Origin of the sequence: Enterobacter asburiae (assembly GCF_001521715.1) — a bacterium.
GTDB lineage: Bacteria > Pseudomonadota > Gammaproteobacteria > Enterobacterales > Enterobacteriaceae > Enterobacter > Enterobacter asburiae.
In genome coordinates this window covers 1,705,931-1,730,260 of the sequence record NZ_CP011863.1, presented here as the reverse complement: position 1 = coordinate 1,730,260, position 24,330 = coordinate 1,705,931, and the positions used below count along the sequence as shown (strand labels likewise).

The following is a 24,330-nucleotide window of genomic DNA, read 5'->3' as shown; positions in this document are numbered from 1 at the left end:
TTCGGCCGTGTTCGATTAGTGTTCGAACATTGCTGAGATGGATTCTTCGTTGCTGATACGACGAATCGCTTCGGCCAGCATCCCGGACAGGGTCAACGTACGCACGTTTGGCAGTGCTTTGATCTCGTCGCTCAGTGGGATGGTATCGCATACCACCACTTCGTCAATGACGGAGTTGCGCAGGTTGTTTACCGCGTTACCGGAGAAGATCGGGTGAGTCGCGTAAGCGAATACGCGCTTGGCACCACGTTCTTTCAGCGCTTCAGCTGCTTTACACAGCGTACCGCCGGTATCGATCATGTCGTCAACCAGCACGCAGTCACGGCCAGCAACGTCACCGATGATGTGCATCACCTGAGAAACGTTAGCGCGCGGACGGCGTTTGTCGATGATTGCCATGTCGGTATCGTTCAGCAGCTTAGCGATAGCACGGGCACGTACCACGCCGCCGATGTCCGGAGAAACCACGATTGGGTTATCCAGGTTCAGCTGCAGCATGTCTTCCAGCAGAATTGGGCTGCCGAATACGTTATCAACCGGGACGTCGAAGAAGCCCTGGATCTGCTCTGCGTGCAGGTCAACGGTCAGTACGCGGTCAACGCCGACGCTGGACAGGAAGTCAGCGACAACTTTAGCGGTGATTGGCACACGAGCGGAACGGACGCGACGGTCCTGACGGGCATAGCCGAAGTAAGGGATTACAGCAGTGATACGGCCTGCTGAAGCGCGACGCAGGGCGTCGACCATAACAACCAATTCCATCAGGTTGTCGTTTGTTGGAGCACAGGTGGACTGGATGATGAAAATATCACCACCGCGTACATTTTCGTTAATTTGTACGCTGACTTCGCCGTCGCTAAAGCGACCTACGGCGGCGTCGCCGAGGGAAGTGTACAGGCGGTTGGCAATACGTTGTGCTAGTTCCGGGGTGGCGTTACCAGCAAAAAGCTTCATATCAGGCACGAGAAGAACCTCAGGCATGCGTCCAGTGGTGGATAGCGCTCGCCGCAAACTGTGCGGGCCAGGCGAAGGCTATCCAGGCGGTGTATTAAAGAGCGCGATGCAACGTCTGGAACAGGGTGACGTTGTCACCGAAACTCAGTCTGCGCCAGAATGGTCTGCTGTAGGGGGGAGGTGTTCATCCCGCGTGCTACAAAACCATGCAGCCAAACCGGCGCTTGCTCAAGCACCTGACGAGCGGCGGATTCGGTGTCAAATTCAGCAAAGACACAGGCCCCTGTACCAGTCAGGCGCGACGGCGCGTATTCTAACAGCCAGGAAAGCACCGCATCAACCTCGCGAAAACGTTTTCTTGCGATATCCTCGCAATCGTTGCTGAATTCACAATTTAATAACGTTTCTATTGACCGAACCGGGGTATTCCTTTTCAGGTCAGGATCTTTAAAGATGACCGGCGTCGGAATACTCACGCCAGGGTGGGCAACCAGATACCATTTCTCCGGCGGTTCAGCCGGGGAGAGGATCTCACCCACGCCTTCAGCAAAGGCCGCATGACCGCGCACAAACACCGGGACATCAGCCCCCAGCGTCAGGCCCAGGGCTGCCAGTTCGTCCTTTGACAGCCCGCAGCCCCAGAGGTGGTTCAGCGCAACCAGCACGGTGGCGGCGTTGGATGAGCCGCCGCCCAGACCGCCGCCCATTGGCAGGCGTTTCTCGATACGGATATCCGCACCGCTTCCCGCGGGCAGACGGCCCGATTCCGCCGCGGCTTTCATCAGCAGACGCGCGGCGCGCACGATCAGGTTGTCCTCATGCGCCACGCCTTCGACGGGCGTTAGCAGGCAAATCTGCCCGTCCTGGCGCAGTTCAATGGAGATCGTGTCGCCATAGTCAATAAACTGAAACAGCGTCTGCAGGGTGTGATAACCGTCAGCACGCTGGCCGGTGATGTATAAAAACAGGTTCAGCTTTGCCGGAGAGGGCCAGTGGGTCATCATTTAACGATCCAGTTGTCCATTTTCAGCTTGATACGCTGGCTGCCCTGGGTCAGTTCCATGTTTGATGGCAGCGATGGTTTACTCTTGCTGTCATAGGCGCTGTACACCACTTTCCAGGTTTTGCCGTTCTGCGTGTAGTTCACCTGGCTCAGACGGTACTGATCGTCAAGGGTGTAGTCAGTTGCCTCGCCCGGCAGGCCGAGGATCCACTGGCGCAGGCTGTTGAGCGGGATTGGCATCCCGGTCAGCTTGCCAATCATCTCTTCGGCATCGGTCGCGGTATAGTGCTGGCCTTTGTTATCGGTGATCTGCGCTTCACCCGGTTTGGCGATAAGCTCCAGTTCGGTGCTGCCCAGCGGGTTCAGCAGCAGCAGGCGATAGTTGTCCTGACCCGTCTGCTGCCAGAAGAAGCGGGCATAAACCTTTTGCTCGTCAGAGAGATAAGCGAAAGCGCCGCGGGTCTGATACTGGTTCAAATTACGGACGTCCTGCTGGTGCTGACGCCACTGCGGTGAATCAGGGCTTTTGCCCGGGCCTTTTGGTTGAGTGACGGTACATGCGGTCAGAACCAGTGCTGCCAGCGGCAGCAGGCGAATCAGTCGGGTCATAATGAGGACAAATCCTTGAGATACGTTGCAGTTATAACTGTTAATGCTAGCGTCGAAGGGGGCTACCGTCTACGTTCAAATTATCTCAAAGCGGTGTGTAACCTATTACTCCGAAAGGGGGCAGTCCCTTTTATTGATCTCGCGCATCCTGTATGATGCGTTCTGCTAACCTTATTAACGCTGGTACTACTCCCGCTCAACATGACCCTATTAGCACTCGGCATCAACCACAAAACGGCTCCGGTTTCGCTGCGAGAACGCGTGACGTTTTCGCCGGATACGCTTGACCTGGCGCTGGACAGCCTGCTTGCACAGCCGATGGTGCAGGGTGGCGTGGTGCTCTCGACGTGCAACCGTACCGAGCTGTATTTAAGCGTGGAAGAGCAGGACAACCTGCACGAAGCGCTGATCCGCTGGCTATGTGACTACCACAACCTCAATGAAGACGAGCTGCGCAACAGCCTGTACTGGCATCAGGACAACGATGCGGTCAGCCATCTGATGCGCGTCGCCAGCGGGCTGGATTCGCTGGTGCTGGGCGAGCCGCAAATTCTGGGTCAGGTGAAAAAAGCGTTTGCGGATTCGCAAAAAGGGCATCTGAAGGCCAGCGAGCTGGAGCGCATGTTCCAGAAGTCGTTCTCCGTGGCGAAGCGTGTGCGAACCGAAACCGACATTGGTGCCAGTGCGGTTTCTGTTGCTTTCGCGGCCTGCACCCTTGCACGCCAAATCTTTGAATCCCTGTCTACCGTCACCGTGATGCTGGTGGGAGCGGGCGAAACCATCGAACTTGTTGCGCGCCATCTGCGCGAGCATAAAGTGAAAAAGATGATTATCGCTAACCGCACCCGCGAACGCGCGCAGGTGCTGGCGGATGAAGTGGGTGCAGAGGTGGTTGCCCTGAGCGACATTGATGAACGCCTGAAAGAGGCGGACATTATCATCAGTTCTACCGCCAGCCCGCTGCCGATTATCGGAAAAGGGATGGTGGAGCGTGCGCTGAAGTCCCGCCGTAATCAGCCGATGCTGCTGGTGGATATCGCCGTCCCGCGCGATGTGGAGCCGGAAGTGGGCAAGCTGCCTAACGCCTATCTCTACAGCGTGGATGACCTGCAAAGCATCATTTCGCACAACCTTGCCCAGCGTAAAGCGGCGGCGGTTCAGGCGGAAACCATCGTCGAGCAGGAAACCAGTGAGTTTATGGCCTGGCTGCGCGCGCAAAGCGTCAGCGAGACCATCCGCGAGTACCGCGGGCAGGCGGAGCAGGTGCGTGATGACCTGACTGCCAAAGCGTTAGCAGCCCTTGAACAGGGCGGCGACGCGAATGCGATTATGCAGGACCTGGCGTGGAAACTAACCAACCGCCTGATCCATGCACCAACCAAATCTCTTCAGCAGGCTGCCCGTGACGGGGATGATGAACGCCTGACTATTCTGCGCAACAGCCTCGGGCTGGAATAGCGCCCTATACCCATTTTCTAAGACAAGGTGCACTTACGCCTATGAAGCCTTCTATCGTCGCTAAACTGGAAGCTCTGCACGAGCGCCATGAAGAAGTACAGGCGCTGCTCGGGGATGCCGGGACCATCGCTGACCAGGAACGTTTTCGCGCGCTCTCGCGTGAATATGCGCAGTTAAGTGATGTTTCTAAATGCTTTACCGACTGGCGACAGGTTCAGGAAGATATCGAAACCGCGCAGATGATGCTCGACGATCCTGAAATGCGCGAGATGGCGCAGGAAGAGTTGCAGGATGCGAAAGCGCGTTCTGAAGAGATGGAGCAGCAGCTTCAGGTGCTTCTGCTGCCGAAAGATCCGGACGATGAGCGTAACGCGTTTGTGGAAGTGCGCGCCGGTACCGGCGGTGACGAAGCGGCGCTGTTTGCCGGGGATCTGTTTCGCATGTACAGCCGCTACGCCGAATCGCGTCGCTGGCGCGTGGAGATCATGAGCGCCAACGAAGGCGAACATGGTGGCTACAAAGAGGTTATCGCCAAGATCAGCGGCGACGGCGTGTACGGTCGTCTCAAGTTTGAATCCGGCGGTCACCGCGTGCAGCGCGTGCCGGCCACCGAATCTCAGGGCCGCATTCACACCTCCGCCTGTACGGTTGCGGTGATGCCGGAGCTGCCGGAAGCTGAACTGCCGGATATCAATCCGGCGGACCTGCGTATTGATACGTTCCGCTCCTCTGGCGCGGGCGGTCAGCACGTTAACACCACCGATTCCGCCATCCGTATTACTCACCTGCCGACCGGCATCGTCGTTGAATGTCAGGACGAGCGTTCACAGCACAAAAACAAAGCCAAAGCGTTGTCCGTGCTGGGCGCGCGTATCCACGCAGCCGAAATGGCGAAACGCCAGCAGGCGGAAGCGTCTACGCGCCGTAACCTGCTGGGCAGCGGCGATCGCAGCGACCGTAACCGCACCTATAACTTCCCTCAGGGGCGCGTAACCGACCACCGCATCAACCTGACGCTGTACCGTCTGGACGAGGTGATGGAAGGGAAGCTGGATATGCTGATCGAGCCTATCGTGCAGGAATACCAGGCCGACCAGCTGGCGGCGCTGTCCGAGCAGGAATAATGGATTTTCAGCGCTGGTTACGTGAGGCGGCCGGAGAGCTTTCAGAAAGCGAAAGCCCGAAACGCGACGCCGAAATTTTGCTTGAGCATGTGACGGGTAAAGCCCGCACGTATCTGCTGGCTTTTGGCGAAACCGAACTGACCGCGGAACAGGAAGCGCAGCTCGCCGCGCTGCTTGCCCGCCGTAAAACCGGCGAGCCGGTGGCGCACCTTGTCGGTGAGCGCGAGTTCTGGTCGTTACCGCTGTACGTCTCGGCGGCGACGCTGATCCCGCGTCCGGACACCGAGTGTCTGGTGGAGCAGGCGCTGGCGCGTTTACCTGCGGCGGCCTGCAGCATTCTCGACCTCGGTACCGGCACGGGTGCTATCGCGCTGGCGCTCGCTACCGAGCGGCCCGACTGCACGGTGACGGCGGTGGATGTAATGCCCGATGCGGTGGCGCTGGCGCAGCGTAACGTGGAACGTCTCGGACTCAGCAACGTGACGGTGCTGCAAAGCAGCTGGTTTGAGGCGCTGGAGAATCGCTCATTTGCGATGGTTGTCAGCAATCCTCCCTACATCGACGAACATGACCCGCACCTTGCGCAGGGAGACGTGCGCTTCGAACCGCTGACGGCGCTCGTGGCCGCCAACGCGGGATTAGCCGATCTCGATCACATTGTGACAACGTCACGAAAACATTTGCTTCCCGGCGGCTGGCTGCTCGTGGAGCATGGCTGGACGCAGGGAGAAGCCGTGCGGGCACTGTTTACGCAATCAGGCTACGGCGCTGTCGAAACCTGCCGCGACTACGGCGGCAACGAACGCCTGACGCTGGGGCAGTGGCTATGAGCCTGTTTACCGTGCTCATTACCGTCCACCTCATTTCCGTTGCGCTGACCGTCAGCTTTTTCATCGTCCGTTACTGGTGGCGCTACAGCAACAATCCGCTGATGGATGCCCGCTGGGTGCGTATCGCACCGCACTGCATCGACACGCTATTGCTCCTTTCCGGTGCCGGGCTCATGTGGAAGACCGGCTATCTGCCATTTACTGATAAAGGTGCATGGCTGACTGAAAAGCTGTTTGGCGTTATCATCTACATCGTTTTGGGTTTTATCGCGCTTGGGCGTCGTCGTCCGCGCAGCCAGCAGGTCGGATTTATCGCCTTTCTGCTGGGTCTGGTGGTGCTGTACATCATCATTAAACTCGCCACCACAAGAATACCGTTACTGGGGTAAGTCATGAGGTCCTTAGCCGATTTCGAATTTAATAAAGTGCCGCTTTGCGATGGCATGATCCTGATTTCTGAGATGATTCGCGACGATTTTACGTCGCAGTTTGTCTACGATGAGCTGGAGAATCTGGTCAGCCTGGCGCGTGAAGAGATTAATCAGGCTCGCCCGCAAGACTGGCAATTAGAGAAGCTGCTGGAGCTTTTCTACGGCGAATGGGGTTTCTGCGACACGCGGGGCGTGTATCGCCTGTCTGACGCGTTATGGCTGGACCAGGTCTTAAAAAATCGTCAGGGCAGCGCCGTGGCGCTGGGCTCTATTTTGCTGTGGGTCGCGCACCGTCTGGATATTCCGCTGGTCCCGGTCATTTTCCCGACGCAGATGATCCTGCGTGCAGAGTGGCTGGACGGCGAAATGTGGCTCATTAATCCCTTCAACGGCGACACGCTGGATGAACATACGCTGGATGTGTGGCTTAAAGGCAATATCAGCCCGGTGGCCGAACTCTTCAACGAAGATCTCGACGAGGCGGATAACGCAGAAGTGATCCGCAAGCTGCTGGATACGCTGAAGTCTGCGTTAATGGAAGAGCGTCAGATGGAGCTGGCGTTGCGCGCCAGCGAAGTGCTGCTGCAGTTCAACCCGGAAGATCCGTACGAAATTCGCGATCGCGGGCTGATCTATGCGCAGCTCGACTGTGAACACGTGGCGCTGAATGATTTGAACTATTTCGTCGAGCAGTGTCCGGAAGATCCCATTAGCGAAATGATTCGTGCGCAGATCAACGCGATCTCGCACAAACAAATTACACTGCATTAATCTTAATTCCGATTCACACCTGAATAAGGCGATCCTATGAAACAAAAAGTGGTTAGCATTGGTGATATCAAGGTAGCAAACGACCTGCCGTTCGTACTGTTTGGCGGCATGAACGTGCTGGAATCCCGCGATCTCGCCATGCGTATCTGCGAACACTACGTGACCGTGACCCAGAAGCTGGGCATCCCGTACGTGTTTAAGGCCTCTTTTGACAAAGCCAACCGCTCCTCCATCAACTCTTACCGTGGCCCGGGCCTGGAAGAGGGAATGAAGATTTTCCAGGAGCTGAAGCAGACCTTTGGCGTGAAAGTGATCACCGACGTGCATGAAGCCTCACAGGCGCAGCCGGTGGCAGACGTGGTGGACGTGATTCAGCTTCCGGCGTTCCTCGCTCGCCAGACCGACCTGGTTGCAGCGATGGCGAAAACCGGCGCGGTGATTAACGTGAAAAAACCACAGTTCGTCAGCCCTGGGCAGATGGGGAACATCGTCGATAAGTTCATCGAAGGCGGCAACGACAAGGTGATCCTGTGTGACCGTGGCGCAAACTTCGGCTACGACAACCTGGTTGTGGATATGCTGGGCTTCAGCGTAATGAAAAATGTCTCCGGTCAGTCTCCGGTGATTTTCGACGTGACCCACGCCCTGCAGTGCCGCGACCCATTCGGCGCCGCGTCCGGTGGCCGTCGTGCCCAGGTGACCGAGCTGGCGCGCGCCGGTATGGCGACCGGTCTGGCCGGCCTGTTCATTGAAGCGCACCCGGATCCGGCTAACGCGAAATGCGACGGCCCATCCGCGCTGCCGCTGGACAAGCTGGAGCCGTTCCTGAAGCAGATCAAAGCGATTGACGATCTGGTGAAGAGCTTCGACGAGCTGGATACCAGCAACTAATAAAAAAACCCGCTTCGGCGGGTTTTTTGTTCTCCCTCTCCCTGTGGGAGAGGGTTAGGGCGAGGCATCAGCCCGCGCCGCATAAAATTACGCAAATATCGTCATCAGATACGCAATAAACAACGCCATATGCGCCGCGCCGTTCAGCACGTTGGTACGCCCGGTTGAGAACGAAATCTGGCACAGCAGCAACGAGGCGACCATCACAATCATCTCCGGCGCGCCCAGCGCAAACTGCAGTTCGTTACCCGTCATAAAGGCAATCAGCGTCACCACCGGGACGGTGAGTGAAATCGTCGCCAGTACGGAGCCGAAGAACAGGTTCATTGCGCGCTGCACCTGATTATTCAACACCGCTTTCAGCGCGCCCAGCCCTTCCGGCGAAAGGATCAGCAGCGCCACCAGGAAGCCGGTAAACGCCACCGGCGCGTTCAGCTCGGTTAACAGCGTCTCCAGCGGGTTAGCGTTCATCTTGGTGACGGCAATCACCGCAATCAGATGCACGATCAGCCAAACCGTATGCCACGCGCTGCTGTGGGCCGACGGTTTGCCGTGGTGCGGGTCATCATCGTCGCCGTCATCTTCATGCTCGTACACAAACAGGCTCTGGTGCGTTTTAGTCTGAATCAGCAGGAACACGCCGTACATGGCGGCGGAAATCAGTGCGACCAGCAGCGCCTGCCCGGTAGAAAAATTCGCGCCCGGCAGCGCCATCGGGAAGACCAGCACGATAATCGCCAGCGGGAAGAGGGCGATCAAATACTGTTTAATGCCGAACAGGTTCATATACTGGGTCGCAAATTTGCGCCCGCCCAGCAGAAGAGAGAAGCCCACCAGGCCGCCCGTCACTATCATAATGATCGAGTAAAGCGTGTCGCGCATCAGCGTCGGCGCGGCATCGCCGGTTGCCATGAGCGCGGAAATCAGGCTGACTTCTAGAATAACAACGGAAAGGCTGAGAATTAACGATCCGTACGGCTCGCCCAGACGGTGGGCCAGGACGTCCGCATGGCGAACAACGCTAAATGCGCTGGTTAAGATGCCGACCAGGGCAAGAATATTGATACCAACCACCACTGGCAGTGACTGACTGCTTCCCCAGAAGAGCAGCACAGCCAGTGCCAGAACCGGGAAAATGAGTGACGTCTCCTTGTGGCGGGTCTTTACCGCCTCGTGTGTTGCTGTCATGTGCTTCTCCATCAATGCAGGTGCTTGTAATTATAGATAGATTTTTGAGGTCATTAAATTAACAGATCTCTGTTAAATACCCTTTAATTTTTACTTAATTTTACCCTTTGTCATTATTTTTGTTCTTAATGTCTATAATACGATGTTTTTATTGAATACTCATTAAATAACAGCTAATTAAAAATATAATGTACTCATAAATTATTGCCGGGTGGCACCATGGCGTATCGTCGTCCACACTTATCTCTTTAACCAAAAGAGAGGTCAGTGATGCCCTATAAAGCGAAACGCGAATTACCCGATAACGTGCAAAACGTGCTGCCCGCTCACGCACAGGATATCTACAAAGAGGCGTTCAACAGCGCCTGGGATCAGTACAAAGACAAGGACGATCGTCGGGATGATGCCAGCCGTGAAGAGACGGCCCACAAAGTCGCCTGGGCCGCAGTAAAACATGACTATGAGAAAGGAGACGACGATAAATGGCATAAAAAGAAATAGCCGTGAAATAATTCGCTGCCTTCATTTTGACTTTTCAGGCGGTTGAACTTCCGTTGTATTGCAACTGGTCCGCTAATTGCTTATCGTTATTTAACTGCTGGCAAAATGACCAGCAAAAAATGCCGGGAAGGCGAATTACAGATGTCGCAAGGAAGCATGCAGTGGCGGAGGTGGAAAGTGTTAACGCGTGATTTCTTAATGAAGGCAGATTGTAAGACGGCATTTGGTGCTATTGAGGAATCGCTTCTCTGGTCAGCTGAACAACGTGCGGCGTCTCTCGCTGCCACGCTTGCCTGCCGCCCGGATGATGGCCCGGTATGGATTTTTGGCTACGGCTCCCTGATGTGGAACCCGGCTCTGGAATTTGTCGAATCGGCAACGGGAACGCTGCCTGGCTGGCATCGCGCATTTTGCCTGCGCCTGACGGCCGGACGCGGCAGCGCGTGCCAGCCGGGGCGCATGCTTGCACTGAAAGAGGGCGGGCGCACCACGGGCGTGGCGTATCGCCTTCCGGATGCCACGCTGGAGGAGGAGCTCACGCTGCTCTGGAAGCGCGAGATGATCACCGGCTGCTATATGCCGAGCTGGTGCAAGCTGGAACTGGACGACGGTCGTACCGTCAACGCGCTGGTGTTTATTATGGACCCGCGCCATCCGCTGTATGAAGCGGATACCCGAACGCAGGTGATTGCCCCGTTGATTGCCGCCGCGAGCGGGCCGCTGGGCACCAACGCGCAGTATCTGTTCTCCCTCGACCAGGAGCTAACCCGCCTCGGCATGAAGGACGACTGTCTGAATGAGCTGGTGGTGAAGGTAAAGGCGCTGCTGGAAGGGAACCCGCTCAACGGCACGCTGCGACCGGGTTTTGCCTGACAATACGCCCGGCTTGCCGGGCGTTTAAACTTATGCTGCCACGTAGCTGACGGAATGCTCCAGCGACTGGCTGTGGCTATCGATCAGCACATCCCACGTGCCGGTATACGGCACGGTAAGCCAGGCCTTATCGTCCTGTACGGTGAGAATATCCGCCTGGGACTGTTTTTGTGCTTTCGAACTCATCAGATGAATACGACAGCGTTCTGAGCAACGCACCACTACCGTATCCCCGCCAAACAGTTTCAAACTTGTTTTTACCAGTGCCATTTTTTACCCCGTAGTCTTAAACAACGCTCTCCCTGCTGCCATATCCGAGCGTGATGTTGTTCACAATTCACTCATGGCATAACACCAAAGGGGAGGGGGTGGGATGCTGATTTTGATCAAAAAATGGCATAACGATTAAACAAAAATGACAAAATTCCTCAAAATTTACGCTTGCGCGCGTTTTACCCGCTAAACGCGCGCCGGAAGAAGATTAAATGCGGAAATGACCGGCTGTTTCAGCAAGGTCGCCCGCCTGGCTCTGCAGGGCACCCGCGGCGGCGGCGGATTCCACCACCAGCTCAGCGTTCTGCTGCACCATTCTGTCGAGATGGGTCACCGCGTGGTTGATTTCATGAATCCCTTTCATCTGCTCGCTGGTGGCGATGGAGATTTCGCGCATAATGCCGGAGACGCTGCCGATGCTGGAGCGGATCTCATCCATGCTTTCCCCAGCCAAATGCACGTAGCGGGAGCCCGTTGCCACGCTGTCGGTGGTGGAATCTATCAGGGATTTGATCTCTTTCGCCGCCTGAGCGCTACGGCTCGCCAGGTTACGCACTTCGCCTGCTACGACGGCAAACCCGCGTCCCTGCTCACCGGCACGCGCCGCCTCGACGGAGGCGTTCAGCGCCAGAATGTTGGTCTGGAAAGCTATGCCGTCAATCACGCTGGTGATATCGCCAATTTTAGCCGACGCGACTTCAATGGACTGCATGGTGCTGATCGCCTGCGATACCACCTCGCCGCCGCGCGCCGCAGCCGCTGAGGCCTTGCTCGCCTGATCGTTGGCTTCTGCTGCCGATTCATTCGACTGGGTCACGGAGGCGGTGATCTGCTCTACTGCGCTGGCCGTCTCGCGCAGGCTGGATGCCGCCTGCTCGGTACGTCCGGAAAGATCCTGGTTACCCGCGGCAATCTCCTGCGCCGCGTTTTTCACCGATTCACTGGCATCCCGGAGCTGCACCATCACCACCGACAGCTTATCGCTGAAGGCGTTAAAGGCCTGGGCAATCTGCGCGACTTCGTCCTCGCCGCTGTCCGGCAGGCGCTGGGACAGATCGTTAGTCCCGTTGGCAATGTTGTGCATCGCGTCGCGAATGTCGGACAGACGCTTCAGCAGGCGGGCAATCAGGAAGTGAACAATGGCCGCGCTCAGGAGTGCCAGGATCACCAGCGAAATCGCCGATGCTTTGAGCAGGGAACGCATGCCGGAGGTGGCGTCACCGCTGTCGAGCGCGACGACTAACAGCCAGTTAGTGCCCGGTACGGCTGTCGCCACGAAGGTTTTTTCAGCGTCGTTCAGCGTTCCGTCCACCGGCGTACCGCTTTTCAGCGCAGCAAAATCAATGCCTTTGATCGTCTCAGCAAAGGGTTTGAGCGTCAGGGCCGGATCGTTAGCGGCAATCACGCTGCCGTCACTGTTCAGAAGCAACCCGCTGCTGGCCGGAGTTGGATGGATCCCGCGCACGTTAGCCACCACGCTGTCCATCGCCACATCGCCCGCCACCACCGCTTTAAGGGTGCCATTTTCTTTTACCGGCACGGCGAAGGTTACCACCAGTTTACCGGTCCCCGCGTCAACGTAGGGCGCGGTGACAACCGGACCGTCCGTGCTGACTACCTGCTGATACCACGGGCGAATAGTCGGGTCATAGTCCGCCGGGACACCCGCCGGTTCAGAGAATTTCGCCGTTTTGCTGGCGTAGCCAACATAGACGTTGGTGAATCCACCCGCCTGCGCAAGCTGTTTAAACACCGGAACCGGGTCGTCATTCAGCGCAACGGTCTGCGCGGAGGCGATCACCGTCATCTTGCTTTTTACCCAGTCGGCAATCGCCATGTTATGGCTGGTGCTGGTCAGGATATCGCGCTGGGACTGCTGGTTATCCTGGCGCGTGACCTGGAAGTTGATAACGGTGTTAAGGAGAAGGGCGACGACCAGACAGCCTGCCGTCGCCACGATGATGCGTGCACGAATCGATCTGAACATAAGTGAAATACCTGCTGTGTTGTTTCCATGCCTATCGGCAACCCCGCAGGTAAACTTGATGCTGAAACCGCGTCCATAAGAAAATAATATTTTTACGGGTTTATTATTAAAAAGTTAATACTTTATCGGCGGACAGCGTCCACTCGGCCAGCTCAACGAGCGTACCAATCTCTACGCCATCAATCAGCGGCAGACCGGTAATGCCGCGACCGTCGGTGCAGGTCTTGCACAGCTTCACCGGCACGTTTTGCGCGGTGAGGATCTCCAGCATCTGCTGAATGTTATAGCCCTCTGCCGGTTTTTGACCCTTCAGCCCCGCGGTGACCGCGTCCGACATTAAAAAGAGTCGTAACGCCAGGTCGCTCTCTTTTTCACGCAGCGCAATCGCCAGGCGCAGGCTGTTGAAAAGGGATTCGCTGCCGTAAGCCGCACCGTTGGCGACGATCACAATCTTCTGCATGTTGACTCCTGTTCTTATAAAGGCACGAATATTGCTTAGCTTTCCCGAGTTTCGCTGTTCTGGAGAGTAAGCATGACATTAATGGCTGGCATTTCGCCAGGCGCTGGCGAATGGCTCGAGCGCGCAAGGATGATGCGCCGGGAGCAGCTCAGCAAGCTGGCACAGCTTGGCGTGCTTGTGCACGGCATTAGCCAACTGGTGCATATGTTACAGTGCGAGCGTGGGGCGTCCAACGTCTGGCTCTGCTCACAGGGTAAGCTCTACGCCCCTGAATGCAAAGCCAGCCGGGCTCTGGTGGATGAAAACCTCGCTGCACTTTATGACATTCTTGAAAAACAGTCGCCGATCCCGGGAAGTACCGTCTGTGAACGTATCGGCGGCGCGCTTCAGAGCCTGGACATGCTTCCCGCGCTGCGCGACGGTGTTATTCAGCAAACGGTAACGGCGCCGCAGGCGATGGAACACTACTCCCGCATGCTTCGCCATCTGCTCAGTATCGTGCCGCAGCTCAATGACAGCATTGACGATCCGCAAATCGCCGGGCGTTTTGTTGCCCTTTATAGCCTGATGCAGGGGAAAGAGCTGGCGGGACAGGAGCGGGCCCTGGGGGCGATTGGCTTCACGCAGGGCTTTTTCGATGATGTGACTCGCCAGAGGCTGGTTGACCGCATCGACGGGCAGCAGGCCTGCTTTGAAATTTTTCTCTCACACAGCTCCGCTGACGTCCAGACCACCTTTTCTCTCCACTGCCAGCCCGATCGTGAAACGGAGCAACTCCGGCGCGTAGCCTGTACTCGCCAGCCTGCCGCGGATGATGGCCTTACCGCTCTGGCCTGGTTTGCTCTGCAAACCGCGCGCCTTGAGCATCTGCGCACGCTGGAGGAGACGCTCATCGCCGATCTGATGACGGCGGTGGACGAGCGTATTTACCGTAACGATGAGTACGTGCCTCCCGCCGATGAGCAGGACGACCCGCTGATACAGTATCCGGAAAAACCGTTGCTCACCCTGGTGCGCCAGCAGGCACGCGAGATAGAACAGCTCTCGCGCCAGCTTGCATCGCTGCGCGATACGCTTGAAGAGCGCAAAGTCATTGATAAAGCGAAAAGCGTGCTGATGACCCACCAGAATATGAGTGAGGAACAGGCCTGGACGGCGCTGCGCAAAATGGCGATGGACAAAAACCAAAGGATGGTGGATATCGCCCGCGCGCTGCTGATGGTGAAGAATTTATGGCAGGTAACACCAAAGGAGTAGCTGCACGGTCAGCGGGCATTTTGTGCCTGATTAAGGTGCGTGCAGGCGAGGGGAGTTCGGTTAGCGCCCCGGAAACTGCGGGTTAAAACCTGGCATTCACTTTGCATTATCGGATTAACCATTTTTGACGATGCGCCAACGGCGGCGCATGCGTCTTCGGGATAAAGGCGTCCACTGGTGCTTCGGCATCGTGGGCGCTTTTTTTTGGTTTTTTTTCAGGAGTGGTTGGTCATGGCGGATTTGTCGAGACGGCGTTTTTTGCAGGCCAGCGTGCTGGCGAGTGGCGCAATGCTGTTACCGGGTGTCATGCAGGCCGCATGGGCGGCAGGCTCGGATAAACCGGAGCAGGAAACGGTGCGCATCGGGTTTATCCCGCTGACCGACTGCGCCCCGGTGGTTATCGCGGCGCTGAAAGGCTTTGATAAAAAATACGGTATTACCATCGTGCCCACCAAAGAGGCGAGCTGGGCGGCGGTGCGCGACAAGCTGGTGGCGGGCGAACTCGATGCCGCGCACATTCTCTACGGCCTGCTGTACGGCCTGGAGCTGGGCATCGCCGGCAAGCCGCAGCAGATGGCGAACCTGATGACGCTCAATCAAAACGGCCAGGCAATTACGCTTTCCAGCGATCTGGCGGAGAAGGGCGTACGAGACCTTGACGGGCTGAAAAAGCTCATTGGGCAGCAGGCACCGGGCACCTACACCTTCGCGCACACCTTCCCGACCGGGACGCACGCCATGTGGCTCTACTACTGGCTGGCCAGCGCGGGCATTAACCCCTTTGACGACGTGCGTACGGTGGTGGTGCCGCCGCCGCAGATGGTGATGAACATGCGCATTGGCAACATGGTCGGCTTTTGCGTCGGCGAGCCGTGGAACGCCCGGGCCATCAACGACCGCATCGGTTTTACCGCCGCCACGTCGCAGTCTATCTGGGCCGATCATCCGGAAAAAATCCTCGGTACGCGCCGCGACTGGGTGGAGAAAAACCCGCACACCGCGCGGGCGCTGGTGAGCGCGGTACTGGAGGCGGCGCGCTGGATCGAAGCCTCCCCGGAAAACAAACGCGAGACCGTGCAGATCCTCTCCCGCCGGGCGTGGCTCAACTGCAAGGAACAGTATCTCACCGGACGCATGCTCGGCGATTACGACAACGGCCTGGGCCAGCGCTGGCAGGACGCGCACCCGATCCGCTTCTTCAACGAGGGGGCCGTCAGCTACCCGTATCTCTCCGACGGCATGTGGTTCTTAACCCAGTTCCGCCGCTGGGGCTTGCTCAAATCCGCGCCGGACTACGCGGACATCGCGCAGCGCATTAACCAGACCGCGGTCTGGCAGGATGCCGCCACGGCGGTGGGGGGCATCAGCACACCGACTTCACCATTACGCAGCAGCACATTGATGGACGGCACCGTCTGGAACGGTACCGATCCGGAAGGATACGCCAGCCGTTTCGCCATTCACCGTAAAGGGGCCTGATTATGCAGCATCTGCAAAAGACGAATTCACACGAGACGCCGGAGAGTGGGGAGGTGATTGTCCTGCCTCCGGTGCAGGTTCGCCGCCGTACGCCGACGTTTGCGCGTCGGATTAACGCGATCCTCCAGCGCATCATCCCGGCGTTTCTCGGTCTGGGACTGCTGGTGGTGCTCTGGCAGCTGGCGGCGATTAACAGCAAAGGTTTCCCGACGCCGCTCAGCACGCTCGATTCCGCCATCACCCTGTTTGCCGATCCGTTTTATCGCGACGGGCCTAACGATATGGGCATCGGCTGGAACGTGCTCGCCTCATTACAGCGCGTGGCGGTGGGCTTTGGCCTGGCCGCGCTCGCCGGGATCCCGCTCGGCTTCCTGATTGGTCGCTTCACCTTTTTCTCTCGCATGTTCGGCCCGCTGATCGCGCTGTTACGCCCGGTTAGCCCGCTGGCCTGGCTGCCCATCGGCCTGCTGCTATTCCAGAAAGCGGAGCCCGCGTCGAGCTGGACCATTTTCATCTGCTCCATCTGGCCGATGGTGATCAACACCGCCGAAGGCGTACACCGCATTCCGCAGGACTACCTCAACGTGGCCCGGGTGCTGCAGCTTTCCGAGTGGACCATCATGCGCCGCATTCTCTTCCCGGCGGTGCTGCCCGCGGTGCTGACCGGGGTGCGTCTCTCCATCGGCATCGCCTGGCTGGTGATCGTCGCCGCCGAGATGCTCACCGGAGGTTTAGGGATCGGCTTCTGGATCTGGAACGAGTGGAACAACCTCAACGTCGAAAACATTCTCATCGCCATCGTCATCATTGGCGTGGTCGGGCTGCTGCTGGAGCAGGGGCTGATGCTGATCGCCCGTCGCTTTAGCTGGCAGGAAAAATAAGGAGCGAACATGAAACCATTAATTCAGGTCCAGGCCGTGAGCCAGCGTTTTTCCACCGCCAGCGGCGAGTTTCTGGCGCTGCAAAACGTCTCTTTTGATATCCACGAGGGCGAAACCGTCAGCCTGATCGGGCACTCCGGCTGCGGCAAATCGACGCTGCTGAACCTCATCGCCGGTATTACCCTGCCGACGGAAGGCGGGCTGATCTGCGACAACCGTGAAATCGCCGGGCCGGGTCCGGAGCGCGCCGTGGTCTTTCAGAATCATTCGCTGCTGCCGTGGCTCACCTGCTTCGACAACGTGGCCCTGGCGGTCGATCACGTGTTTCGCCACAGCATGAGCAAGGCGGAGCGCAGGGAGTGGATCGAGCACAACCTCGACCGCGTGCAGATGGGGCACGCCCTGCACAAGCGACCGGGGGAGATCTCCGGCGGCATGAAGCAGCGCGTCGGCATTGCCCGCGCGCTGGCGATGAAGCCGAAAGTGCTGCTGATGGATGAACCCTTCGGCGCGCTCGATGCGCTGACGCGCGCGCATCTGCAGGACTCGGTGATGCAGATCCAGCAGGCGCTGAACACCACCATCGTGCTCATTACCCACGACGTGGACGAGGCGGTGCTGCTCTCCGATCGCGTGCTGATGATGACCAACGGCCCGGCGACCACCGTCGGGGAGATCCTGCGCGTGGACCTGCCGCGCCCGCGCAACCGGGTGCAGCTGGCCGACGACAGCCGCTATCACCACATGCGCCAGCAGATCCTCCATTTCCTCTATGAAAAGCAGCCGAAAGCGGCGTAACGAGGGGTTTTGATGCGACTGGTCATTATCGGAAATGGCATGGCGGCCACGCGGCTGATTGCCGCGCTCACCGGGCGTGCTGCCGGTCTTTTCGCTATCACCGTCATCGGTGACGAGCCGGAGCATGCCTATAACCGCATCCAGCTTTCGCCGGTCCTGGGCGGTGAAAAGCAGGCTGCAGACATCTGTCTGCAGGATGACGACTGGTACCAGTCGCGCGGCGTGACGGTGCTGCGGGGCGAAAAGGCGATCGCCGTGAATGTGGACGCGCGGGAAGTGCAAACCACCGCCCGCACGCTGGGCTGGGATGCGCTGGTGTTTGCCACCGGATCAACGCCCTTTATTCCGCCAATCCCCGGCTGCGATGCGCCGCATGTGTTCACGTTCCGCACCCTGGAGGATACCCGGGCCATTCGGACGATCGCCGGTCCGGCGGTGGTGCTGGGCGGCGGCGTGCTCGGGGTTGAGACGGCGGCAGCGCTGGCGCGCTCAGGTGACAACGTCACGCTGGTTCATCGCGGCCCGTGGCTGATGGAGCAGCAGCTGGATCGGCAGGCGGGAATGCTGCTGGAAGAGGCGCTGGCGGCGCAGGGCGTGCGCTGTGAGCTCGCCTCGGGCATCGCAGCGGTGAGCGGGAATAGCGTGACGCTGCTCAACGGGCGCCGCGTCGTCGCCGCTCGCGTGGTGCTGGCGACCGGCGTGCAGCCCAGCGTCGCGCTGGCGCAGGCCAGCGGCATTCGCTGCGCGCGCGGCATCGTGGTGGATCACCAGATGCAAACCTCCGAACCGAATGTCTACGCCATCGGCGAGTGCTGCGAAATTGACGGGCAGACGTTTGGCCTGGTCGCCCCCTGCCTGGCGCAGGCGGAAATCCTGGCCGCGCGGCTGGCCGGGGACGCTACCGCGCCGTTTACCCTGACCGACAGCGGGATGCGCCTCAAGGTGACGGGCGTGGAGCTGTTCAGCCTCGGCCGTGCGGCGGAGCAGGAGGGCGACGTGGTCTGGAGCGCATGGGATCCGATGACCCGTCACTATCGCCGTTTATTGATCCATCAGGGGGCGCTGGCTGGCGCGCTGCTGATGGGCGACTGCCGCAGCGCGGCAACGTTTACCGATTTACTGGCAACGGCCACGCCCGCCCACGCGGACTGGCTGTTCGATCGTTTCACTACACAACCGCAGGTTGCAGGACAGAATGCTATGACAAAACCTACTCTGGTGGTGGTTGGGCACGGTATGGTCGGCCATCATTTCCTCGAAGACTGCGTTAAGCGCAATCTGCATCAGCAGTATCAGATCGTCGTCTTTGGCGAGGAGCGCTATGCCGCCTACGACCGCGTGCATTTGTCGGAATATTTTGGCGGCCGCAGCGCGGCGTCGCTCTCGCTGGTGGAGGGGGATTTCTTTGCCGACAGCGGCATTGAGCTGCGCCTGTCGCAGCAGATCGTCGGCATCGACCGCGACGCGCGCGTGGTGCGTACCGCCAGCGGGCATGAGACCCACTGGGACAAGCTGGTGCTGGCGACCGGCTCATACCCGTTCGTTCCGCCCGTGCCGGGCAACGATTTGCCGGGCTGTTTTGTCTACCGCACCCTTGACGACCTGGACAACATTGCTGCACATGCGGCGGGCTCGCGCCGCGGCGTGGTGATTGGCGGCGGCCTGCTCGGACTGGAGGCGGCGAATGCCCTGAAGCAGCTCGGGCTGGAAACCCACGTGGTGGAGTTTGCGCCCAACCTGATGGCGGTTCAGCTCGACAACGACGGCGCGGCGATGCTGCGCAAGAAAACCGAGGCGCTGGGAGTCGGCGTTCACACCAGTAAAGCCACGACGGAGATCGCCACCGCGGACGGCGGGCTGGTGCTGCGCTTTGCCGATGGCGAACAGCTGGAAACGGACATGGTGGTCTTTTCGGCGGGCATCCGTCCGCAGGACTCGCTGGCGCGCAGCAGCGGGCTGGCGATCGGCGAACGCGGCGGGATCTGCATTGACGACGGCTGCCAGACCTCCGATCCGGACGTGCTGGCCATCGGCGAATGCGCCCTGTGGGAGGGGAAAATCTTCGGTCTGGTCGCGCCCGGCTATCAGATGGCGCGGGTGGCCGCCGCCGCGCTGGCGGGGGAGGATAAAACCTTCACCGGCGCGGATATGAGCACTAAGCTCAAGCTGCTCGGCGTGGACGTGGCCTCGTTCGGCGACGCCCACGGGCGCACCCCGGGGGCGCTGAGCTACCAGTGGACGCACGGCCCGCAGCAAATCTACAAGAAAATCGTGGTCAGCCACGACGGCAAAACGCTGCTCGGCGGCGTGCTGGTGGGCGATGCCAGCGAATACGCCACGCTGGTGCAGATGATGCTTAACGGCATCAGCCTGCCGAAAGAGCCGGAAACGCTCATTTTACCCGCGTCGTCAGGCAGCGCGCCAAAAGCGCTCGGCGTGGCGGCGCTGCCGGAAAGCGCGCAGATCTGTTCGTGTCATAACGTCAGTAAAGGCGATATTTGCCGGGCGGTGAGCGCGGGCGCGGCGGATATCGGCGCCGTTAAGCAGTGCACCAAAGCGGCGACCGGCTGCGGCGGATGTAGTGCACTGGTGAAGCAGGTGATGGAGTTCCAGCTGGCGAAGCAGGGCGTGGAGGTGAAAAAGGACATCTGCGAGCACTTCCCGTACTCGCGCCAGGAGATTTACCACCTCGTGCGGGTCAACCATATCCGCACCTTTAACCAGCTTATTAGCCGCTACGGACAGGGGCACGGATGCGAGATCTGCAAGCCGCTGGTGGGATCGGTGCTCGCCTCCTGCTGGAACGAGTATCTGCTGAAACCGGCGCATCTGCCGCTGCAGGATACCAACGACCGCTACTTCGCCAACATCCAGAAGGACGGCACATACTCCATCGTGCCGCGCATGCCCGCAGGGGAAGTGACCGCCGACGGGCTGATTGCCATCGGGCAGATTGCGAAACGCTACAGCCTGTACAGCAAAATTACCGGCGGACAGCGTATCGATCTTTTCGGCGCCACCCTGGAACAGCTGCCGGCGATCTGGCAGGCGCTGGTGGAAGCCGGGTTTGAAACCGGACACGCCTACGGGAAATCCCTGCGCACGGTGAAATCCTGCGTCGGCTCGACCTGGTGCCGCTACGGCGTGCAGGACTCCACCGGCCTCGCGGTCCGGCTGGAGCACCGCTACAAGGGCCTGCGCGCGCCGCACAAAATCAAAATGGCGGTCTCAGGCTGCACCCGCGAATGCGCGGAGGCGCAGAGCAAAGACGTGGGGGTGATTGCCACCGATAAGGGCTGGAACCTCTATCTGTGCGGCAACGGCGGGATGAAGCCGCGCCACGCGGATCTCTTCGCCAGCGATCTGGACGACGAAACGTTAATCCGCACCGTCGACCGTTTCCTGATGTTTTACATCCGCACGGCGGATCGCCTGCAGCGCACCAGCACCTGGATGGACAACCTGGAAGGCGGCCTCGACTATCTGCGCGAGGTGATCCTCAACGACAGCCTCGGCATCGCTCACGAGCTGGAGCAGGAGATGGCCCGGGTGGTGGAAACCTACCAGTGCGAATGGCAAACCACGCTCAGCGATCCCAGCCGCCTGGCGCTGTTCCGCACGACGGTGAACGAGACCGCGCCGGATGAAAGCAAGCGCTGGCAGGAAATTTGCGGCATCGACGATATCCCCGAGCAGGCGGGCATCGGCGCGCGGCTTGGACGTAAGCCGATTGCGCTGTTCCGCTTTGGCAAAACCGTTTACGCCCTCGACGATCGGGAGCCGGGCGGCGATGCGAACGTGCTTTCACGCGGCATTCTTGGCGATGCGGCGGGCGAGCCTGTGGTGATTTCACCGCTCTACAAGCAGCGCATTCGCCTGCGCGACGGCTGTCAGGTAGAGAACGGCGAACCCGCGGTGCGCACGTGGCCAGTGAAGATTGAAAACGGCAAGGTGTGGGTTGGCAGCGACGCCCTGGTAATGCGTGCGGAGGCCTCATGACGGAAACCCGGACAACGTGCCCCTACTGCGGGGTGGGCTGCGGCGTGGTCGCCCGCGTGGAAGGTGAAGCGGTAAGCGTTCATGGGGATGAAACCCATCCTGCGAACCTGGGCCGCCTGTGCGTGAAAGGATCGGCCCTGGGGGAAACGACGGGCTTACAGGGGCGGCTTTTGCGCCCGGTCGTTGACGGCCTTGAGGTGGACTGGGCGCAGGCGCTGAACGCGGCAGGGGAGCGCCTGCGGGAGATTATCGATAAATGGGGGCCGCAGGCGGTGGCGTTTTACGCCTCCGGCCAGCTGTTGACCGAGGATTACTATGCCGCTAACAAGCTGATGAAAGGGTTTATCGGCGCGGCAAACATCGATACCAACTCCCGGCTCTGCATGTCCTCGGCTGTGGTGGGCTACAAGCGCGCCTTTGGCGAAGACGTGGTGCCGTGCGGCTACGAGGATGTGGAAAACAGCGATCTGGTGGTGCTGGCTGGCTCGAACGCGGCCTGGACGCATCCGGTGCTCTACCAGCGGCTGGTGCAGGCGAAGCACCACAACCCGCAGATGATGGTGGTGGTTATCGATCCCCGCAGAACCGCCACCTGTGATATTGCCGATCTGCATCTGGCGCTCGCCCCCGGCAGCGACGCCGGGCTGTTTGTCGGTCTGCTTAATGTGATTCAGGGAACGGATGAGTGGCCCGTTGAGCGCGTGGCGGCGTTTTGCGGCCTCTCGCCGCAGGATATAGGCACCTTTTATGACTGGTTTATGACGGCGCCCCGGGCCATCACGCTCTACACCATGGGGATCAACCAGTCCACCAGCGGCAGCGACAAGTGTAACGCCATCATTAACGTTCATCTTGCCAGCGGGAAGTTCAACCGTCCGGGCTGCGGCCCGTTTTCGCTGACCGGACAGCCAAACGCGATGGGGGGAAGGGAAGTGGGCGGGCTGGCTAACCAGCTGGCGGCGCACATGAACTTTGAGCCGGACGATCTCTCGCGGGTGGCGCGTTTCTGGGGAACGGAACGGCTGGCGCAAACCCCGGGCCTGATGGCGGTGGAGCTGTTTGACGCCATTGCCCGCGGCGAGGTGAAGGCGGTGTGGATCATGGGCACTAACCCCGCCGTGTCGCTTCCGGACAGCCACGCGGTGTGTCAGGCGCTGGCGAACTGCCCGCTGGTGATGATCTCTGAGGTGATGAAGGATACCGATACCAGCCGGTTCGCCCATATCTGTTTTCCGGCGCTGGGCTGGGGGGAGAAGGACGGGACGGTGACAAACTCGGAACGCCGCATTTCGCGCCAGCGCGCGTTTCTGCCCGCGCCGGGCGAGGCGAAGCCGGACTGGTGGATCGTCGCGCAGATGGCGAAACGGCTGGGCTACGGCGAGGCCTTTGCCTGGCAACATCCGCAAGAGATTTTTTGCGAACATGCGGCGCTGACGGCCTTTGAAAATGACGGCGCGCGGGCATTGAATCTTCATGAACTGGCTGCGCTAACCCGTGAAGAGTGGGATCAGCTTGAGCCTTATCAGTGGCCGACGGGGAGTTTTCCGCGCCGAAACATCGTTCCCGTTAACCCTCTGTCGCACGGCGCGACGGTCAGCGCGTTATACCCGCTGATTCTCAACTCGGGGCGCATCCGCGATCAGTGGCATACCATGACCCGAACGGGATACGTGGCGAGGCTTATGCAGCATATCGCCGAACCGTTTGTTGAGGTTGGCCCGGCAGACGCCGTTCGGTTTTCCCTGTGCGACGGCCAGCTGGCGCGCATCAGCTCGCCGCGCGGCGTGATGGTGGCAAGAGTGCGCATCAGCGACGGGATACGGGAAGGCGAGGCGTTTGCCCCGATGCACTGGAACGCCGGGTTTGCCCGCCAGGGAAAGGTGAATGCGCTGGTGGAAGGGCGCTGCGATCCGGTTTCGGGCCAGCCGGAGAGTAAACAAACCGCCGTCAGGATCCTGCCCTGGCAGCCCGCCTGGCAGGGGGAACTCTATGCCCGGGAATGGCCGGAAATCCCCTCTTCGGCTTACTGGTGGCGTAAAGCCTCACGCCTGACGGTGGCGGGCGAACAACCGCTGCTGCCGTGGGTAATGGAATACGCCAGCGCTCGTGGCTGGCAGCTGCAGGTTGCGCAAACCGGCGAACGCAGCAGCGTGCTGGCCTGGCATGAAGGCCAGCTGATGCTGGGCTTCTGGGAGGGCACCGCGTTACCGACGCTGGCGCATGCGGTGATTGAAGCCGCTTTTCAATCCCCACCCGTGCTTCTCGCAGAACGCCACGCCTTGTTGAACGGACAGAGCGTCGGGAAGGCGGCGGATCCGGGACGCATCATCTGCAGCTGTTTCAGCGTCGGGGAGGATGCGATACGGGAGGCGATCGTCGGCGGGTGTGATTCCGTCACCGCGCTGGGGGCGACGCTGCGCTGCGGTACGAACTGTGGCTCCTGCGTGCCGGAGCTGAAAGGGCTGTTTCAGGATAATCCTGAAATGTCCGCCAGAACTGCATTTCAAGGCTTATCGCGTTAACATAATAGGAGTTTATTCATAAACACAGGTTCTTATTTACG

Annotated in this window: 21 protein-coding genes; 14 read left to right on the top strand and 7 right to left on the bottom strand. The window is 59.4% G+C overall.

The features are described from left to right. Positions 1-15: 15 nt before the first annotated feature. From prs to lolB, 3 genes are all read right to left on the bottom strand, one after another. Positions 16-963, bottom strand: coding sequence for a ribose-phosphate diphosphokinase (gene prs / locus ACJ69_RS08490; RefSeq protein ID WP_003856663.1), 948 nt, complete (start codon positions 961-963; stop codon positions 16-18). 125 nt (positions 964-1,088) lie between these two features. Continuing rightward, positions 1,089-1,958 carry a 4-(cytidine 5'-diphospho)-2-C-methyl-D-erythritol kinase gene (gene ispE / locus ACJ69_RS08485; protein ID WP_029741606.1) on the bottom strand — a complete coding sequence of 290 codons (870 nt, stop codon included), beginning with the start codon at positions 1,956-1,958 and terminating at the stop codon, positions 1,089-1,091. Continuing rightward, the gene (gene lolB, locus ACJ69_RS08480; RefSeq protein ID WP_023312128.1) at positions 1,955-2,566 is read right to left on the bottom strand and encodes a lipoprotein insertase outer membrane protein LolB; all 612 of its coding nucleotides are present in this window, start codon (positions 2,564-2,566) and stop codon (positions 1,955-1,957) included. Before lolB ends, ispE begins: the two co-directional genes overlap by 4 nt. Positions 2,567-2,767: 201 nt before the next feature. Here lolB and hemA point away from each other — a divergent pair, with 201 nt between their 5' ends. Genes hemA through kdsA form a run of 6 tightly spaced genes read left to right on the top strand, consistent with a single transcriptional unit; the run spans position 2,768 to position 8,071 of the window. Then, positions 2,768-4,024 (top strand): glutamyl-tRNA reductase, encoded by a 1,257-nt coding sequence (hemA, locus tag ACJ69_RS08475; protein WP_023335999.1) that lies wholly within the window; start codon positions 2,768-2,770, stop codon positions 4,022-4,024. Between the two features lie 41 nt (positions 4,025-4,065). Beyond that, positions 4,066-5,148 (top strand): peptide chain release factor 1, encoded by a 1,083-nt coding sequence (gene prfA, locus ACJ69_RS08470; protein ID WP_021240360.1) that lies wholly within the window; start codon positions 4,066-4,068, stop codon positions 5,146-5,148. Continuing rightward, positions 5,148-5,978: a peptide chain release factor N(5)-glutamine methyltransferase gene (prmC, locus tag ACJ69_RS08465; protein WP_054830001.1), complete on the top strand. Its 831-nt coding sequence runs from the start codon at positions 5,148-5,150 to the stop codon at positions 5,976-5,978. Before prfA ends, prmC begins: the two co-directional genes overlap by 1 nt. Continuing rightward, a complete protein-coding gene (sirB2, locus tag ACJ69_RS08460; protein ID WP_029741602.1) occupies positions 5,975-6,367 on the top strand; it encodes an invasion regulator SirB2 in 393 nt (130 codons plus the stop codon). The genes prmC and sirB2 overlap by 4 nt, the downstream gene beginning before the upstream one ends. Positions 6,368-6,370: 3 nt before the next feature. Continuing rightward, on the top strand, positions 6,371-7,180 hold the full coding sequence (gene sirB1 / locus ACJ69_RS08455) for an invasion regulator SirB1 (RefSeq protein WP_023312124.1): 810 nt from the start codon (positions 6,371-6,373) through the stop codon (positions 7,178-7,180). A gap of 36 nt (positions 7,181-7,216) precedes the next feature. Continuing rightward, positions 7,217-8,071, top strand: coding sequence for a 3-deoxy-8-phosphooctulonate synthase (gene kdsA, locus ACJ69_RS08450; RefSeq protein WP_029741601.1), 855 nt, complete (start codon positions 7,217-7,219; stop codon positions 8,069-8,071). A gap of 87 nt (positions 8,072-8,158) precedes the next feature. Here the strand turns inward: kdsA and chaA are convergent, their stop codons facing one another. Continuing rightward, positions 8,159-9,259, bottom strand: coding sequence for a sodium-potassium/proton antiporter ChaA (gene chaA, locus ACJ69_RS08445; RefSeq protein ID WP_023312122.1), 1,101 nt, complete (start codon positions 9,257-9,259; stop codon positions 8,159-8,161). Between the two features lie 270 nt (positions 9,260-9,529). On the opposite strand from chaA, the gene chaB reads away from it, so the two are divergent. After that, entirely contained in the window at positions 9,530-9,760 is a 231-nt protein-coding gene (gene chaB, locus ACJ69_RS08440; protein ID WP_054830003.1) for a putative cation transport regulator ChaB, read from the top strand. 177 nt (positions 9,761-9,937) lie between these two features. Then, positions 9,938-10,633 (top strand): gamma-glutamylcyclotransferase, encoded by a 696-nt coding sequence (locus tag ACJ69_RS08435; protein ID WP_023344362.1) that lies wholly within the window; start codon positions 9,938-9,940, stop codon positions 10,631-10,633. A 30-nt stretch (positions 10,634-10,663) separates the two neighbouring features. Here the strand turns inward: ACJ69_RS08435 and ACJ69_RS08430 are convergent, their stop codons facing one another. From ACJ69_RS08430 to ACJ69_RS08420, 3 genes are all read right to left on the bottom strand, one after another. After that, complete coding sequence (locus tag ACJ69_RS08430) at positions 10,664-10,903, bottom strand: DUF1883 domain-containing protein (protein ID WP_010432930.1); 240 nt, start codon at positions 10,901-10,903, stop codon at positions 10,664-10,666. Between the two features lie 211 nt (positions 10,904-11,114). Further along, positions 11,115-12,893 carry a methyl-accepting chemotaxis protein gene (locus ACJ69_RS08425; protein WP_059346888.1) on the bottom strand — a complete coding sequence of 593 codons (1,779 nt, stop codon included), beginning with the start codon at positions 12,891-12,893 and terminating at the stop codon, positions 11,115-11,117. Between the two features lie 106 nt (positions 12,894-12,999). Continuing rightward, complete coding sequence (locus ACJ69_RS08420) at positions 13,000-13,353, bottom strand: DsrE/DsrF/TusD sulfur relay family protein (protein ID WP_008499522.1); 354 nt, start codon at positions 13,351-13,353, stop codon at positions 13,000-13,002. A 72-nt stretch (positions 13,354-13,425) separates the two neighbouring features. Here ACJ69_RS08420 and nasR point away from each other — a divergent pair, with 72 nt between their 5' ends. From nasR to ACJ69_RS08390, 6 genes are all read left to right on the top strand, one after another. Continuing rightward, the gene (nasR, locus tag ACJ69_RS08415) at positions 13,426-14,610 is read left to right on the top strand and encodes a nitrate regulatory protein NasR (protein WP_059346887.1); all 1,185 of its coding nucleotides are present in this window, start codon (positions 13,426-13,428) and stop codon (positions 14,608-14,610) included. A 231-nt stretch (positions 14,611-14,841) separates the two neighbouring features. After that, positions 14,842-16,089, top strand: coding sequence for a CmpA/NrtA family ABC transporter substrate-binding protein (locus tag ACJ69_RS08410; protein ID WP_059346886.1), 1,248 nt, complete (start codon positions 14,842-14,844; stop codon positions 16,087-16,089). A gap of 2 nt (positions 16,090-16,091) precedes the next feature. Beyond that, on the top strand, positions 16,092-16,970 hold the full coding sequence (gene ntrB, locus ACJ69_RS08405; RefSeq protein WP_059346885.1) for a nitrate ABC transporter permease: 879 nt from the start codon (positions 16,092-16,094) through the stop codon (positions 16,968-16,970). 9 nt (positions 16,971-16,979) lie between these two features. Then, the gene (locus tag ACJ69_RS08400) at positions 16,980-17,768 is read left to right on the top strand and encodes an ABC transporter ATP-binding protein (protein ID WP_059346884.1); all 789 of its coding nucleotides are present in this window, start codon (positions 16,980-16,982) and stop codon (positions 17,766-17,768) included. Positions 17,769-17,780: 12 nt separating this feature from the next. After that, positions 17,781-21,767, top strand: a complete 3,987-nt coding sequence (nirB, locus tag ACJ69_RS08395; protein WP_081051424.1) for a nitrite reductase large subunit NirB — start codon at positions 17,781-17,783, stop codon at positions 21,765-21,767. Continuing rightward, positions 21,764-24,289: a nitrate reductase gene (locus ACJ69_RS08390; protein ID WP_059346883.1), complete on the top strand. Its 2,526-nt coding sequence runs from the start codon at positions 21,764-21,766 to the stop codon at positions 24,287-24,289. The genes nirB and ACJ69_RS08390 overlap by 4 nt, the downstream gene beginning before the upstream one ends. Positions 24,290-24,330: the final 41 nt, after the last annotated feature.